This is a genomic window from Streptomyces sp. cg35, from assembly GCF_050410835.1.
Lineage (GTDB): Bacteria > Actinomycetota > Actinomycetes > Streptomycetales > Streptomycetaceae > Streptomyces.
In genome coordinates this window covers 2,180,917-2,195,105 of the sequence record NZ_CP191268.1, presented here as the reverse complement: position 1 = coordinate 2,195,105, position 14,189 = coordinate 2,180,917, and the positions used below count along the sequence as shown (strand labels likewise).

At 72.8% G+C, this 14,189-nt stretch carries 13 protein-coding genes; 5 read left to right on the top strand and 8 right to left on the bottom strand.

The features are described from left to right. Position 1 precedes the first annotated feature (1 nt). The gene (locus tag ACQUQD_RS10110) at positions 2-2,290 is read left to right on the top strand and encodes a bifunctional salicylyl-CoA 5-hydroxylase/oxidoreductase (RefSeq protein ID WP_428951705.1); all 2,289 of its coding nucleotides are present in this window, start codon (positions 2-4) and stop codon (positions 2,288-2,290) included. A gap of 116 nt (positions 2,291-2,406) precedes the next feature. Then, the gene (locus tag ACQUQD_RS10105; protein WP_428951704.1) at positions 2,407-3,639 is read left to right on the top strand and encodes a serine hydrolase domain-containing protein; all 1,233 of its coding nucleotides are present in this window, start codon (positions 2,407-2,409) and stop codon (positions 3,637-3,639) included. Positions 3,640-3,680: 41 nt separating this feature from the next. Here the strand turns inward: ACQUQD_RS10105 and ACQUQD_RS10100 are convergent, their stop codons facing one another. The 8 genes from ACQUQD_RS10100 to ACQUQD_RS10065 all read right to left on the bottom strand — a co-directional run bounded on the left by ACQUQD_RS10100 (position 3,681) and on the right by ACQUQD_RS10065 (position 11,511). Continuing rightward, complete coding sequence (locus ACQUQD_RS10100) at positions 3,681-4,895, bottom strand: sulfate adenylyltransferase subunit 1 (RefSeq protein ID WP_428951703.1); 1,215 nt, start codon at positions 4,893-4,895, stop codon at positions 3,681-3,683. 2 nt (positions 4,896-4,897) lie between these two features. Then, positions 4,898-5,821 carry a sulfate adenylyltransferase subunit CysD gene (cysD, locus tag ACQUQD_RS10095; RefSeq protein WP_428951702.1) on the bottom strand — a complete coding sequence of 308 codons (924 nt, stop codon included), beginning with the start codon at positions 5,819-5,821 and terminating at the stop codon, positions 4,898-4,900. Beyond that, on the bottom strand, positions 5,818-6,390 hold the full coding sequence (gene cysC / locus ACQUQD_RS10090) for an adenylyl-sulfate kinase (protein ID WP_428951701.1): 573 nt from the start codon (positions 6,388-6,390) through the stop codon (positions 5,818-5,820). The genes cysD and cysC overlap by 4 nt, the downstream gene beginning before the upstream one ends. Continuing rightward, on the bottom strand, positions 6,387-7,634 hold the full coding sequence (locus ACQUQD_RS10085; RefSeq protein ID WP_428951700.1) for a glycosyltransferase family 4 protein: 1,248 nt from the start codon (positions 7,632-7,634) through the stop codon (positions 6,387-6,389). Before ACQUQD_RS10085 ends, cysC begins: the two co-directional genes overlap by 4 nt. Further along, the gene (locus ACQUQD_RS10080; protein WP_428951699.1) at positions 7,631-8,044 is read right to left on the bottom strand and encodes a hypothetical protein; all 414 of its coding nucleotides are present in this window, start codon (positions 8,042-8,044) and stop codon (positions 7,631-7,633) included. The genes ACQUQD_RS10085 and ACQUQD_RS10080 overlap by 4 nt, the downstream gene beginning before the upstream one ends. Beyond that, positions 8,041-8,931, bottom strand: coding sequence for a sulfotransferase family protein (locus tag ACQUQD_RS10075; protein WP_428951698.1), 891 nt, complete (start codon positions 8,929-8,931; stop codon positions 8,041-8,043). Before ACQUQD_RS10075 ends, ACQUQD_RS10080 begins: the two co-directional genes overlap by 4 nt. A 119-nt stretch (positions 8,932-9,050) precedes the next feature. Beyond that, on the bottom strand, positions 9,051-9,887 hold the full coding sequence (locus ACQUQD_RS10070) for a PaaX family transcriptional regulator (RefSeq protein WP_428951697.1): 837 nt from the start codon (positions 9,885-9,887) through the stop codon (positions 9,051-9,053). 4 nt (positions 9,888-9,891) lie between these two features. Continuing rightward, positions 9,892-11,511, bottom strand: a complete 1,620-nt coding sequence (locus ACQUQD_RS10065; protein WP_428951696.1) for an AMP-binding protein — start codon at positions 11,509-11,511, stop codon at positions 9,892-9,894. Between the two features lie 131 nt (positions 11,512-11,642). Here ACQUQD_RS10065 and ACQUQD_RS10060 point away from each other — a divergent pair, with 131 nt between their 5' ends. Genes ACQUQD_RS10060 through ACQUQD_RS10050 form a run of 3 tightly spaced genes read left to right on the top strand, consistent with a single transcriptional unit; the run spans position 11,643 to position 14,063 of the window. Then, positions 11,643-12,773 (top strand): acyl-CoA dehydrogenase family protein, encoded by a 1,131-nt coding sequence (locus tag ACQUQD_RS10060; RefSeq protein WP_428951695.1) that lies wholly within the window; start codon positions 11,643-11,645, stop codon positions 12,771-12,773. Then, positions 12,770-13,183, top strand: a complete 414-nt coding sequence (locus tag ACQUQD_RS10055; protein ID WP_428951694.1) for a RidA family protein — start codon at positions 12,770-12,772, stop codon at positions 13,181-13,183. The genes ACQUQD_RS10060 and ACQUQD_RS10055 overlap by 4 nt, the downstream gene beginning before the upstream one ends. A gap of 28 nt (positions 13,184-13,211) precedes the next feature. Continuing rightward, positions 13,212-14,063: an alpha/beta fold hydrolase gene (locus ACQUQD_RS10050; RefSeq protein ID WP_428951693.1), complete on the top strand. Its 852-nt coding sequence runs from the start codon at positions 13,212-13,214 to the stop codon at positions 14,061-14,063. Positions 14,064-14,189: the final 126 nt, after the last annotated feature.

Sequence of the window (14,189 nt, the reverse complement as noted above, 5' to 3'; positions counted from 1 at the left end):
CGTGAGCACGCGTGCCCAGCGCATCGCCGTCATCGGCGGCGGCCCCGGCGGCCTGTACGCGGCCGCGCTCCTCAAGCGCCTCGCCCCGGACCGCGAGATCACGGTCTGGGAGCGCAACGCCCCGCACGACACGTTCGGCTTCGGCGTCGTCCTGTCCGACGAGACCCTCGGCGGCATCGAGCACGCCGACCCGGTCGTGTACGCGTCACTGCGGGACGAGTTCGTGCGCTGGGACGACATCGACGTCGTGCACCGCGGCGTGCGCCACACCTCCGGCGGCCACGGCTTCGCGGCGCTCGGCCGCCGCCGGCTCCTGGAGATACTGCAGGGCCGCTGCCGCCAGCTCGGTGTCGACCTGCGCTTTCGCACGGAGGCGCCGCCGGTCGCCGAGCTCCGCACCGCGTACGACCTGGTGATCGCCGCCGACGGGGTGCACAGCCGCACCCGCGAGACGTTCGCCGACGCGTTCCGCCCACGGGTCCAGGAGCACCGCAACCGGTACATCTGGCTCGCCGCCGACTTCGCCTTCGAGGCGTTCCGCTTCGAGATCGCCGAGACCGAGCACGGCGTCATGCAACTGCACGGGTACCCGTTCAGCGACCACGAGTCCACCGTCATCGTCGAGATGCGCGAGGAGGTGTGGCGGGCCGCCGGATTCGCCGGCCTGGACGTGCGCGAGACGATCGAGCGCGCCGCCAAGATCTTCACGGAGGCGCTCGGCGGACGCGCCCTGAAGTCCAACAACTCGTCCTGGCTCACCTTCCGCACCGTCGTCAACGAGCGCTGGTCGCACGGCAATTGCGTGCTCATCGGAGACGCCGCCCACACCGCGCACTTCTCCATCGGATCCGGCACCAAGCTCGCCGTCGAGGACGCGCTCGCGCTCGCCGCGTGTCTGCACGAACATCCCACGACCGGGGCGGCGTTGACGGCGTACGAGGCCGAGCGCCGGCCCGTCGTCGCCTCCACCCAGCGTGCCGCGCGGGCCAGCCTGGAGTGGTTCGAGGACCTGTCGCGCCATCTCGGCCAGCGTCCGCGGCAGTTCGCGTTCAACCTGCTCACGCGCAGCCGCCGCGTCACCCACGACAACCTGCGGCTGCGCGACCCGCACTTCACGGAGGCGGTGGAGCGGGAGTTCGGCTGCCCCGAGGGCACGCCGCCGATGTTCACGTCGTTCGCGCTGCGGGGACTGCGCCTGCGCAACCGGGTCGTCGTCTCCCCGATGGACATGTACTCGGCGGTGGACGGCGTCCCCGGCGACTTCCACCTCGTCCACCTCGGCGCGCGGGCGCTCGGCGGGGCGGGCCTGGTCATGACGGAGATGGTGTGCGTCAGCGCCGAGGGCCGCATCACCCCGGGCTGCGCCGGCCTCTACACCCCCGAACAGGCGGCCGCCTGGCGCCGGATCACCGAGTTCGTGCACACGCGGGCGCCCGGCACGGCCATCGGCGTCCAGCTCGGGCACGCGGGCCGCAAGGGCTCCACACGGCTCATGTGGGAGGGCATCGACGAACCGCTGCCCGCGCCGCAGGACAACTGGCCGCTGGTGGCGGCGTCCCCCGTCCCGTACAAGCCGGGAAGCCAGATCCCGAAGGAACTGACGGTCCCTGAACTCGCCGATATCCGCGAAGAGTTCGTGTCCGCGGCATGGCGGGCGGCCCGGGCCGGGTTCGACCTGCTGGAGCTGCACTGCGCGCACGGGTATCTGCTCTCCGGGTTCCTGTCGCCGCTGACGAACCTGCGGACGGACGCGTACGGCGGCTCCCTGGAGGGCCGGCTGAGGTTCCCCCTGGAGGTGTGCGACGCGGTGCGCGACGTGTGGCCCGACGACCGCCCCATGACCGTGCGGATCTCCGCGACGGACTGGGCCGAGGGCGGCACGAGCGCCGAGGACGCGGTGGCGATCGCCCGGGCCTTCGCCGCGCACGGCGCCGACGCGATCGACGTGTCCACCGGGCAGGTCGTGGCCGGGGAACGGCCCGCGTACGGCCGCTCCTACCAGGTGCCGTACGCCGACCGTATCCGGGCCGAGGCCGGCGTCCCGGTGATCTCGGTCGGGGCGATCTCGTCGTGGGACGACGTCAACTCACTGGTGCTGGCCGGGCGTACGGACCTGTGCGCGCTGGCGCGGCCGCACCTGTACGACCCGAACTGGACGCTGCACGCCGCCGCGGAGCAGGGCTACACGGGGCCGGGGGTGCACTGGCCCGAGCCGTACCGCGCCGGGAGCCGGCGTCCGCAGACGGGGCGGCTCGACGCGCCCAAGCCCCGCCTGGTGCTGCCGGGTTGATCGACAAAGCTTTGGTGATCACCCGCCGCGGGAGCCGAACACGATGTAGCGTCCTCCGCGTTCAGCGCTACTCGAACATGTCTGCGCGGGTCGAAAGCGGTACGCAAGGGGGATTCATGACAGGACAGAGCGGCAGGGGCTTTTCCAAGTCCGGGCTGCAAAGGGTGCACGACGTGCTCGCCCGGCACGTCGACTCGGGGAGGATCCCCGGGGTGGTCGCCCTCTTCGGCAGGGGCGACGAGACGCACGTCGAGACGATCGGGACGACCCGTCACGACGGCGGCGCGCCGATGAGCCGGGACACGATCTTCCGGATGGCCTCGACGTCCAAGCCGGTCTCGATCGCCGGCGCGATGGTCCTGCTCGACGAGTGCAGGCTGCGCCTCGACGACTCGGTGGAGCAGTGGCTGCCGGAGCTGGCCGACCGCCAGGTGCTGAAGCGGCTCGACGGCCCGCTGGACGACACCGTGCCGGCACGGCGGCCGATCACCGTACGGGACGTGCTGACCTCCACGTTCGGGCTCGGCATGGATATGACCGTGATCGGTACGCCGATCATGAACGCGGTCTTCGAGCAGGGGATCACGCCCAATCTGCCGACCCCGATGCCCGAGCAGGACGAGTGGATGCGCCGCCTGGGCGCGCTGCCGCTGATGCATCAGCCCGGTGAGCGCTGGCAGTACCAGATCAGCAGCGACCTGATCGGCGTGCTCGTCTCCCGGGTCACGGGCCGGTCGTTCGAGTCGTTCCTGCGCGAGCGCGTCTTCGAGCCCCTCGGCATGAAGGACACCGGGTTCCACGTGCCCGCGGACCAGCTGCACCGACTGCCTCCGCTGTACGCCCCCGACCCGGAGAGCGGCGAGTTCCATGTGTGGGACGAGGCAGAAGGGGGACGCCACGGCGCGCCTCCGGCGTTCCAGGGCGGCGGCGGTGGGCTGAACTCCACCGCGGACGACTATCACGCCTACTTCCGCATGCTGCTGAACCACGGGGTGCACGAGGGCGAGCGGATCCTGTCCCGGCCCGCCGTGGAGCTGATGACCACCAACCGCCTGTCGCCCGAACAGCAGGCCGCGCGGCACGAGTTGGCCGTCAACAACGTCCACATCTCCTTCGGCCAGGGCCAGCACGGCGGCTGGGGCTTCGGGATGGCGGTGCGCACCTACCGCGGTGACTACGCGCCCGTCGGCCAGTTCGGCTGGGACGGCGGCAGCGGCGCCTCGGCGTACGCCGACCCGGTCAACGGGATCACCGGCATCCTGCTCACCCAGGTCGGGGCGTCCGTCCCGGACCCGGTGCACCTCATCCTCGACTTCTGGACCGCGCTCTACCAGGCGATCGACGACTGACACCCGGCCCGGCCCTGTTCACCAGGGCCGGGCGGACGGGCTCAGCGGGCCGTTCCGGCCGGTCCGGCCATCCCTGCCGTCAGCGTCGTGCCGTCCGCCGGGTCGACGATCAGGAACGCCCCGGTGCGCCGGACCTCCGCATACGCGTCCAGCGCCAGCGGCGCGGCCGTGCGCAGGACGACCTGCCCGAGGTCGTTCGCCGTCAACTGCCGCTCGTCACCGAGCGACTTGACCACGGCCCGCACCGTGCGCGTGGTGTGCCGCACCAGCACCCGCTGTCCGACGGTCAGCGGCTGATCGGCCAGATGGCACGCGGCCCCGCGCACGTCCTGCGTCACGGTCGGCGCCTGCGCGCGCGGCGCGATCACATCACCCCGCGCCACGTCCAGCTCATCGGCGAGCCGCACGGTCAGGGACGCCCCGGCGTGCGCCACGTCCACGGCCGAGCCCAGCACGTCGAGGGCCGCGATCGTCGACGTACGCCCCGACGGGTGCACGGCCACGGCATCGCCCACGCGCAGCGTCCCGGACACCAACTGGCCCGCGTAGTAGCGGGATTCGCCGTGCCGGATGACGTACTGGACCGGGAAGCGGGCGGGCGCTCCGGGTGACGCGGCCGCGACCGGCACCGTCTCCAGATGGTCGAGGACCGTGGGGCCGCCGTACCAGTCCATGTGCGCGGACGGGTCGACGACGTTGTCGCCGGCGAGCGCGGAGATCGGGATCGCGGTGACCTGCGGGACGCCCAACTCCGCGGCCAGCGTGCGGAAGTCCGCCGCGATCGCCGCGAAAGCGGCCTCCTCGTAGCCGACGAGATCCATCTTGTTCACGGCGAGGACGACGTGCGGGACGCGCAGCAGAGCGGCGATGGCGGCGTGCCTGCGGGTCTGCTCGACGACACCGCCCCGCGCGTCCACGAGGATGATCGTCAGCTCGGCCGTCGAGGCGCCCGTGACCATGTTCCGGGTGTACTGCACATGCCCGGGCGTGTCCGCGAGGATGAAGCGACGCCGGGGCGTGGCGAAATAGCGGTAGGCGACGTCGATGGTGATGCCCTGCTCGCGCTCGGCACGCAGGCCGTCCGTGAGGAGGGCCAGATCCGGGGTGCCGGTGCGGGAGATCGACTCCAGCTGGTCGGCGAGGACCGACTTGGAGTCGTGCAGCAGACGCCCGACGAGCGTGGACTTGCCGTCGTCGACGGAGCCGGCCGTGGCGAGCCGCAGTGTGCCGACCTCGGCGAGGGGGGAGGTGGTCATGGCTAGAAGTACCCTTCGCGCTTGCGGTCTTCCATCGCGGCCTCGGACATCTTGTCGTCGGCGCGGGTGGCACCCCGCTCGGTGAGGCGGGACGCGGCGATCTCGGCGATGACCTGCTCCAGCGTCTCGGCGGTGGAGTCGACGGCGCCGGTGCAGGACATGTCGCCGACGGTGCGGTAGCGGACCTGGCGCTTCTCGGGGGTCTCGCCCTCCTTGGGGCCGCCCCAGTCACCCGCCGTCAGCCACATGCCGCCGCGGCCGAACACCTCGCGCCGGTGCGCGAAGTAGATCGACGGCAGCTCGATGCGTTCGCGGGCGATGTACTGCCACACGTCCAGCTCGGTCCAGTTCGAGAGCGGGAAGACCCGGACGTGCTCGCCGGGCGCGTGGCGGCCGTTGTAGAGCTGCCACAGCTCGGGGCGCTGACGGCGCGGATCCCACTGCGAGAACTCGTCGCGCAGCGAGAACACCCGCTCCTTCGCGCGGGCCTTCTCCTCGTCGCGGCGCCCGCCGCCGAACACCGCGTCGAACCGCTCCGACCGGATCTTCTCCGTCAGCGGCACGGTCTGCAGCGGATTGCGTGTCCCGTCCGGGCGTTCGCGCAGCACACCCCTGTCTATGTAGTCCTGCACGGACGCCACATGGAGCCTGAGCCCATGCGCGTCGACCACACGGTCGCGGTACGCGATGACTTCGGGGAAGTTGTGCCCGGTGTCCACGTGCAGCAGCGGGAACGGCACCGGCGCGGGCGCGAACGCCTTCAGCGCCAGGTGCAGCATGACGATCGAGTCCTTGCCGCCGGAGAACAGAATCACCGGCCGCTCGAACTCGCCCGCCACCTCACGGAAGATGTGCACCGCCTCGGACTCCAGAGCGTCCAAGTGGCTCAGCGCGTAAGGGCTGTCGGCAGCAGCGGTGGCGCTCATACCAGTCCCTTCGCCACGAGGACCGCGTGCACCGAGTCCGCCGACTCCCGCGGCGTCCGGGCCTGCGTCTCCAGGGACAGATCGGGGGAGACCGGCGGCTCGTACGGGTCGTCCACACCGGTCAGCCCCTTCAGCGCGCCCGCCGCCTGACGGGCGTACAGGCCCTTCACGTCGCGCTCGCTGCACACCTCCAGCGGCGTCGCGACATGGATCTCCAGGTACGTGGTGTCGCTCGACTCGTGCCGCTTGCGCACCGCCTCGCGGCTGTCCGCGTACGGGGCGATCACGGGCACGACGGCGAACACGCCGTTGCGCGCGAGGACTTCGGCGACCAGACCGATGCGCTGCACGTTCGTGTTGCGGTCCTCCCGGCTGAAGCCGAGGCCCGCCGACAGGAAGCGGCGGATCTCGTCGCCGTCCAGCACCTCGACGCGGTGGCCCTCCGTGCGCAGCCGCCCGGCGAGGGCGCGCGCCACCGTCGTCTTGCCCGAACTGGGCAGCCCCGTCAGCCAGATCGTGGCTCCCTTGGCCCGGTCCCGAGAGGGCCGGGCCGTCGTGGCCGTTGTCATACGTGCTGTCCTTCCGCGGCGCCGCTCGCGGGCCGCTTGCCATCGGGAGTGGTCAGTTCGGTGAAGAGGGCCTCCCAGCGCGGGTGCACCGCGTCGGGTCCGTAGGCCGCGGCCGTCAGGAGCGCCGCCGTGCCCATCTCCGCCCGCAGATCGCGGTCGCCCATCAGGCGGCCGAGCGCGTCGGCGAGGGCGTCGGGGTCCTGCTCCGGCACGAGCAGCCCGTCCACGCCGTGCGTCAGCACGTCGGCGGGGCCCGTCGGGCAGTCGAAGGAGACCACCGGGAGCGCGTGGCTCATCGCCTCGATCATCACCATCGGCAGCCCTTCGAAGCGTGAACTCAGCACGTAAAGCGAAGACTTGGCGAGTTCGTCGTCGAGCCGGTCGGTGTGTCCCATCAGGAACACGTGGTTGTAGAGGTGGTGCTCCTCGATGAGGGCCCGCAACTGCGCCTTCTTCTCGCCGCTGCCGTAGATCCGCAGCTGCCAGTCGGGATACGTGCCGACGAGCTTGGCCCAGGCCGGGATCAGCAGGTCGAAGCCCTTCTGCGGGAAGAGCCGGCCGGCCGCGACCGCGATCCTCGCGCCGTGGTCCGCGAGGGTCTGGTCCAGCGAGTGCACGGCGTTCGGGATGCGCACGACGCGCGTGCCGGGCAGCAGCCGCGCGTACTCGCCGCGGTCCCGTTCCGTCAGCACCGCGACCGCGTCGAAGCGTTCGTACGTCTCGACGATCCGCCGCTGCACGTCGGGCCGGTGCGTGCCGTGGTTCATGTGCTCCTGCGCGACCCGTACGACGCCGTTCGTGGCGTGCGCGGCGGCCAGAAAGTTCAGGGCGGGGCGGGTCGTGACGAGCACCCCGTCGGTGAGCGAGCGCAGATAGGCGCCGAGCGCCAGCTCCAGACGCCGGTCGAAGTACCGGTAGCCGAACTCGCCGCTGGGCACCTCCCGCGCCGGCCGGCCGGCCTGCCGGTCCCGCCGGCGCGCCCGCCACCAGCCGGACAGCCCGCGCTCCTCGGCCCGCACCGGCTCCTCGCGCAGATCCACGACCGTCGTCACGGGCACGCGCTCGTCCAGCGGGAACTGCACGGCGTCCCGGCGCCGCACCGCGCTGACGATCTCCACGTCCCAGCCCGCCGCCACCAGGGAGTTGGCCTGGTTGAAGACGGTACGGATGGTGCCGCCGCGGCCGAAGGCGTGCAGCAGCAGATAGCGGACCCGCAGGGCCCCGGTGGGCTTCGCGGCGGTCATGAGCGGCACTCCAGCGACAGGTTGTCCTCGACCGTGAAGTACGGCCGTACGCCGAAGCCCGCGCCCGGCACCGCCTGCCGCGGGTAGACCAGGACGGCCTTCTTGCCGCGGATGTCGTCGAGCTTGCGGCCGACGCGCAGCTTCAGGCCGCCGTCCGTGAGATGCAGATCCCACTGGTCGGCGCCGGAGAAGCCGTCGTACGCGGCCAGGTCGGACACCGCCCACTCGCACGCGAAGCGGTCGCCGTCCAGAGCGGAGCCGTACCGCAGGACGTGGTCGGTGCGCGAGCGGCGGGTCAGCAGCAGCCGCCACCCGTCGCCGGCCCCCGCGGCCAGGCCGTACAGGCGGCCGACGACCCTGATGCGCCCGTCCCGCGGCCACACCTGCTCGACCTCGGCATGGGGCTTCACTTGAGGTACCCCCAGGCCGTGCACATGGGGCGCAGGATCTCGGGGATCTCGTCGTCCTCCGGCAGCTCCCGGCCCTGCTGCACGCGGCCGGTGCGGATCTTGTCGCGCCAGTCGCCGAGCCCCTTCTGGATCTGCGTGTCGTCGCGCTCGCCGTACTCCAGCATCGACGGCTCGAAGTCCACGCCGAGGAAGTCGCACAGTCCGCGCAGCTTCTTCTCGGGGGTCTCGGTGAGCTCCTCGTAGCGCACGGTGTGCCCGCCGGTGAGGCCCTTGCGGGCGTGGTCGACGGCCGTCATGTAGCGCAGCGCGTCGGCGCACGCCTCCTCGTAGGTCCGCTTCTCCGGGTCGCCCTCGTGCCAGGACCGGGCGATGGAGACGGGGTGGCGCAGCAGGAACACGAAGCGGGCGTCGGGCCAGCAGTCGCGGATGCGCCGGTGGACGAAGGCGTTGCTGGGCGTCTTCTCGACGAGGAAGTCCTTGCCGGACCGGGTGAGTTCACGGTGCAGGACGCGGTCCCACAGCAGGTGCTCCAGGTCGCCGCGGCTCAGGTCCAGGGCGTCCATGGCCCGCTGCGACAGCTTGCTGCCGTAGCCGACCTCCAGACGCCGGATGTGCAGCTCGTGCGGGGCGTGCAGACGCGGGTGGGCGTCGAGCAGCATCCGCAGCAGGGTCGAGCCCGAGCGCACCGGCGACATGATGAAGACCGGCCGTCGCAGCAGCCGGTCGGTCGCGAGGTCGTCGGTACATCGGTACTCGGGAGCCGGCCGCCTCACGGGTTTCGGGGTCGTGGCCGGTGGAGGCGTCCCATGTGGTGCGCTCCCGGCGCGGCGGACCTCGAGTCCCGTGGCCGCGGACAGGGCCCGGTTCAGATTGCGCTTCAGGCTCATGCGTCCCGACGCTAAGCGCGCATTCTGAGAAGAGGGACGGAGAAACCTGAGGGTTCCCTTAGCACCCTTTCATGTGGCGGGGATCACCCCGGCCGGATGCTTCGCGCACCGTTCCTCCGTCAGGCGGCGTCGACGAACCCGGCCCCGGCCTTGTGCAGCCGCTCGTGCAGCGCCCGGAACACCCGCGCCGACCGCAGTCCCGGCCAGTCCTCCGGCAGCAGCCGGGCCGGAAGTCCCGGATCCGCGTAGGGCAGGTGCCGCCACGAGTCCAGGGCGAGGAGGTAGTCCCGGTAGGCCTCCTGGGGCGGGGTGTCGGTCCGGCCCTCCCAGGACCGCAGCACCGGCGCGTGCTCGTCGAGGAACGCCTCGTGCAGCCCGGCCAGCACCGGCAGATCCCACCAGCGGGCCACCGCGTCGGCCGTCGCCGCGAAGCCCAGGTGCTCGCCGCGGAACAGGTCGACGTACCCGGCGCAGCCGATCCGCTCCAGCGTGTGCCGCGTCTCCTCGTACAGCCCCGCGGGCGCGAGCCACACCCCGGGCGCGGCGGTGCCGAAGCCGAGACCGGCGAGCGTGGAGCGCAGCACGTGCCGCTTGGCCCGCTGCGCCTCGGGCACCGAGAACACCGCGAGCACCCAGCCGTCGGCGGGCGCCGCCTCCTCGAAGGTCCCGTAGACGCGCCGGTCGCCGTCGTCGAGGAGCTGACGCGCGTCGTCCGACAGCGCGTACCCGGCGGCTCCCGAGGCGCTGCGCGCGGGCAGCAGCAGCCCGCGCCGCTTCAGCCGCGACACCGCCGAGCGCACCGACGGCGCGTCGACCCCGGCCGCGCCGAGCAGCCGGATCAGCTCGGCGACCGGGACGGGGCCCGGGAAACCGCGCCCGTAGGCGCCGTACAGCGTGACGATGAGGGAGCGCGGGGTGTGGGCCTGGCCGGTGGGCGAGGTCTGCTGCTCGGACACGTGATCACTGTACGGTTCCGGGCTCGCGCAGCCGGAACCGCTGGAGCTTTCCGGTGGCGGTCCGCGGCAGCGCGTCCAGGAACACGATCTCGCGCGGGCACTTGTACGGCACCAGCTCCGCCTTCACGAACTCCCGCAGCGCGTCCGGGTCCCGCACCGCTCCGGCCCGCGCCACCACGTACGCGACCGCGACCTGGCCGCGCGCCTCGTCGGGGAGGCCGACGACCGCCGCCTCCGCCACGTCGGGGTGCCGCAGCAGCGCGTCCTCCACCTCGGGGCCCGCGATGTTGTACCCGGCGGAAATGATCATGTCGTCGGCGCGGGCGACGTACCGGAAGTAGCCGTCGGGCTCGCGGACGTAGGTGTCCCCGGTGACGTTCCAGCCGTGGCGGACGTACGTGGTCTGCCGCTCGTCGGCGAGGTAGCGGCAGCCGACAGGGCCGCGCACGGCGAGGAACCCCGGTTCCCCGTCCGGGAGTTCGGCTCCGTCGGCGTCGATGACGCGGGCCTGCCAGCCGGGCACCGGCAGCCCGGTGGTGCCCGGCCGGATCGCGTCGTCGGCGGCGGAGATGAAGATGTGCAGCAGCTCGGTGGCGCCGATGCCGTTGATGATGCGCAGCCCGGTCGCCTCGTGCCAGGCGTGCCAGGTGGCGGCGGGCAGGTTCTCCCCGGCGGAGACACAGCGGCGCAGGCGCGTCACGTCGTACGTGTCCCAGGACGGGTCCGCGAGCATCGCCCGGTAAGCGGTCGGCGCCGTGAACAGCACCGACACCCGGTGCTCGGCGATCGCGGGCAACAGCTGCCGCGGGCCCGCCTGTTCGAGCAGGAGCGCCGAGGCCCCGGCGCGCAGGGGGAAGATCACGAGCCCGCCGAGCCCGAACGTGAAGCCCAGCGGCGGACTGCCCGCGAACACGTCGTCCGGCGCCGCCTTCAGGACGTGCCGCGCGAACGTGTCGGCGATCGCCAGCACGTCCCGGTGGAAGTGCATGCAGCCCTTGGGCCGCGCCGTCGTCCCCGAGGTGAAGGCGATCAGGGCGACGTCGTCGGCGGCGGTCGGCACGGCGTCGTAGGCGGCCGGTTTCGAGGCGGCCCGGCGCAGCAGATCGTCGGGGCCGTCGCCGCCGAACGGGGTGATCCGCAGCTCCGGCACGTCCGCCTTGGCCAGATCGTCGAGCGACCGCACGTCGCACAGCGCGTGCCGCACCCGCGCGATCTCGCACATCGTGGCCAGCTCGGCCGGCCGCTGCCCCGCGAGCACGGTGACGGCGACGGCGCCCGCCTTCATCACCGCGAGCCAACAGGCCGCCAGACAAGGGGTGGTGGGGCCGCGCAGCAGCACCCGGTTGCCCGGCACGACCCCGAGGTCCTCGGTCAGCACGTGGGCGATCCGGTCGACGGTCGCCTTCAGCGTGCCGTACGACCACGTGGGTCGACCGGGGGAGAGGAAGGCGGGCCGGTCCGCGCCGAAGCGCCGCACGGTCGCGTCGAGCAGCTCGGCGCCGCAGTTGATCCGCTCCGGATACCGCAGCCCGGGAAGGTCGAAGGCGAGCCGGGGCCACCGCTCGGCGGGCGGCAGATGGTCGCGCGCGAACGTGTCGGTGTGGGCGGACGGGTGCAGGGTCATCCGGGTGCCCCCTTGCCGTGGCGTGGTCGCGCATCGAGCGTATCGTTGTGGTGACGACAGTCAATGGGGCGCGATACGGTGGAGGGAGTCGAGGGGCCGGCCGGCCGCCGTCGTGAGAGGAGCACCGGCGTATGGGCACATTCTCGCTCCCACCCGACCAACTCGCCTGGTGTACCGCACTGCGCGAACACGCGGAGCAACGCCTCGTGCCCCTCGCCGAGAAGGGCGAGACGGGCCGCGTCAACCGGGAGCTCGTCGCCGAACTCGGCCGACTCGGCCTGCTGGAGCGCCTGTTCACCTCGGGCGCGCTCGACCTGTGCCTGATGCGCGAGTCCCTCGCCCGCGTCTGCACCGAGGCCGAGACGGCGCTCGCACTGCAGGGCCTCGGCGCGCACCCCGTCCACGCGTACGGCACCGAGGAGCAGCGCGAGCGCTGGCTGCCCGAGGTGGGCGCGGGCCGCGCCGTCGCCGCGTTCGCGCTGAGCGAGCCGGGCGCGGGCTCCGACGCGGCGGCCCTCGCGCTGCGCGCCGACCAGGACGGTACCGAGGGCACCGGCTGGCGCCTGACCGGCGAGAAGTGCTGGATCTCGAACGCGCCGGAGGCCGACTTCTACACCGTCTTCGCCCGCACCGACCCCTCCGCGGGCGCCCGCGGCGTCACCGCGTTCCTGGTCCCCGCCGACCGTCCCGGCCTGACCGGCGAGCACCTCGACATGCTCTCCCCGCATCCCATCGGCTCCCTCGCCTTCGACGGCGTACCGGTGAGCGCGGACGACGTGCTCGGCGAACCCGGCGCGGGATTCCGGGTCGCGATGAGCACCCTGGACCTGTTCCGGCCCAGCGTCGGCGCGTTCGCCGTCGGCATGGCGCAGGCGGCCCTCGACGCGACCCTCGCGCACACCGCCGAACGGGAGGCGTTCGGCGGCCCGTTGAAGAACCTCCAGGCCGTCGCGCACCAGGTCGCCGACATGGCCGTGCGTGTCGAGTCGGCCCGCCTGATGGTGTACGCGGCCGCCGCGGCGTACGACGAGGGCGCCGACGGGGTGCCCCGGCGGGCCGCGATGGCCAAGCTTCTGGCGACGGAGACGGCGCAGCAAGTCGTCGACACCGCAGTCCAGTTGCACGGCGCCCGGGCGCTGCGCCGCGGCCACCTCCTGGAACACCTCTACCGCGAGGTCCGGGCGCCTCGGATCTACGAAGGCGCCACCGAGGTCCAACGCACCATCATCGCGCGTGAGGTGTACAAGGAGGCGACTCGATGAGCTCCACGCGCCGCAGTCCCGAGCGGCTGAACCCGCCCGAGCTCTCCCCGCCCACCGGCTTCTCGCACGCCGTCGTCGCCACGGGCAGCCGCCTGGTCCTGCTGGCCGGCCAGACGTCCCTGGACACCGACGGCAAGATCGTCGGCGAGACGCTGCCCGAGCAGTTCACCCGCGCCCTGACGAACCTGCTCACGGCCCTGCGGCACGCGGGCGGCACCCCGGCCGACCTCGCACGCGTCACGGTCTACGCCACGGACGTACCGGACTACCGCGCCCACGCACGCGAACTCGGCGCCATCTGGCGGAGATTGGCGGGCCGCGACTACCCGGCGATGGCCGTGATCGGCGTGGTCCGCCTCTGGGACGAGCAGGCCCTGGTCGAACTGGACGGCACAGCGGTCCTCCCGTAGCCGGAACACCGGCCCTAGGCTCACGGGCATGACGCAACAGGCCGAACTCTCCGTAGGTCCGCTCGCGTACGACGACACGGGCGGCGACGGCACGCCCGTGGTCCTGCTCCACGGACTCGCCCAGGACGGCACGGTGTGGCGGCACGTCGTCGACGCGCTCGGCGCGTCCGTGCGCTGCATCGTCCCGACCCTCCCGTACGGCAGCCACCGCATCCCGCTGCGGCCCGGGGCCCGGCTCTCGCCCCGCACCATGGCGCTGCTCATCGGCGAGTTCGCCGACACCCTGAAGCTCGGCGACGACACCGTGTTCGTGGAGAACGACGCGGGCCGCCTCCAGCAGCTCGCCGTCGAGCGGCCCGAGCGCGTGGGCCGCATGGTCGTCGCCGGGTGCGAAGCCTTCGACAACTATCCGCCGGGCCCGGCCGGCAAGCTCCTCGACGTGGCGTCCCGGGTCCCCGGCGGCCTCGCGCTCCTCGCGCAGGTCCTCTCCGTGCGCCCGCTGCGCCGGGTGCCCGGCACGGGGTACGCGGTGATGTCCCACCGGCCCGTCCCCTACGACCTGACCGACCGCTGGGTCGAGCCCCTGCGCAAGGACCCCGCGGCCCGCGCCGTCCTGCGGCACTACCTGCGCGCGACCGTGCGCAGCGAGATGATGGAGGCGGCCGACGGCCTGCGCGCCTACGACCGCCCGGCCCTCGTCGTGTGGGGCCGGCAGGACCGGATGATGCCGCCCGCGCACGGCCGCCGCCTGGCCGAACTGCTGCCGCAGGGACGCCTGGTGGAGCTGGACGAGTGCGGCACGCTCATCCCGCTGGACCGGCCGCGCGCCCTCGCGGCGGCGATCCGGGAGTTCGTCGGGTCCACCGCCCCCGGCGCCTGAGAAGGCCCCTCACAGGCCGACGCCGATCAGGGGGACAGGAGCGCGGCGGCACCTCATGAGGCCGCCCTCACGCCGGGCCCGAGCCCGGCTCCACGTCCGCCGCCGCATCGCCACGGACGTGGGTGC

What these genes read in the sequence shown, in the direction of transcription:
- ACQUQD_RS10060 (WP_428951695.1), top strand. Translation starts at nt 11,643, where the DNA reads ATGGGCACATTCTCGCTCCCACCCGACCAACTCGCCTGGTGTACCGCA.
- ACQUQD_RS10065 (WP_428951696.1), bottom strand. Translation starts at nt 11,511, where the DNA reads ATGACCCTGCACCCGTCCGCCCACACCGACACGTTCGCGCGCGACCAT.
- ACQUQD_RS10050 (WP_428951693.1), top strand. Translation starts at nt 13,212, where the DNA reads ATGACGCAACAGGCCGAACTCTCCGTAGGTCCGCTCGCGTACGACGAC.
- cysC (WP_428951701.1), bottom strand. Translation starts at nt 6,390, where the DNA reads ATGACAACGGCCACGACGGCCCGGCCCTCTCGGGACCGGGCCAAGGGA.
- ACQUQD_RS10105 (WP_428951704.1), top strand. Translation starts at nt 2,407, where the DNA reads ATGACAGGACAGAGCGGCAGGGGCTTTTCCAAGTCCGGGCTGCAAAGG.
- cysD (WP_428951702.1), bottom strand. Translation starts at nt 5,821, where the DNA reads ATGAGCGCCACCGCTGCTGCCGACAGCCCTTACGCGCTGAGCCACTTG.
- ACQUQD_RS10075 (WP_428951698.1), bottom strand. Translation starts at nt 8,931, where the DNA reads ATGAGCCTGAAGCGCAATCTGAACCGGGCCCTGTCCGCGGCCACGGGA.
- ACQUQD_RS10055 (WP_428951694.1), top strand. Translation starts at nt 12,770, where the DNA reads ATGAGCTCCACGCGCCGCAGTCCCGAGCGGCTGAACCCGCCCGAGCTC.
- ACQUQD_RS10100 (WP_428951703.1), bottom strand. Translation starts at nt 4,895, where the DNA reads ATGACCACCTCCCCCCTCGCCGAGGTCGGCACACTGCGGCTCGCCACG.
- ACQUQD_RS10085 (WP_428951700.1), bottom strand. Translation starts at nt 7,634, where the DNA reads ATGACCGCCGCGAAGCCCACCGGGGCCCTGCGGGTCCGCTATCTGCTG.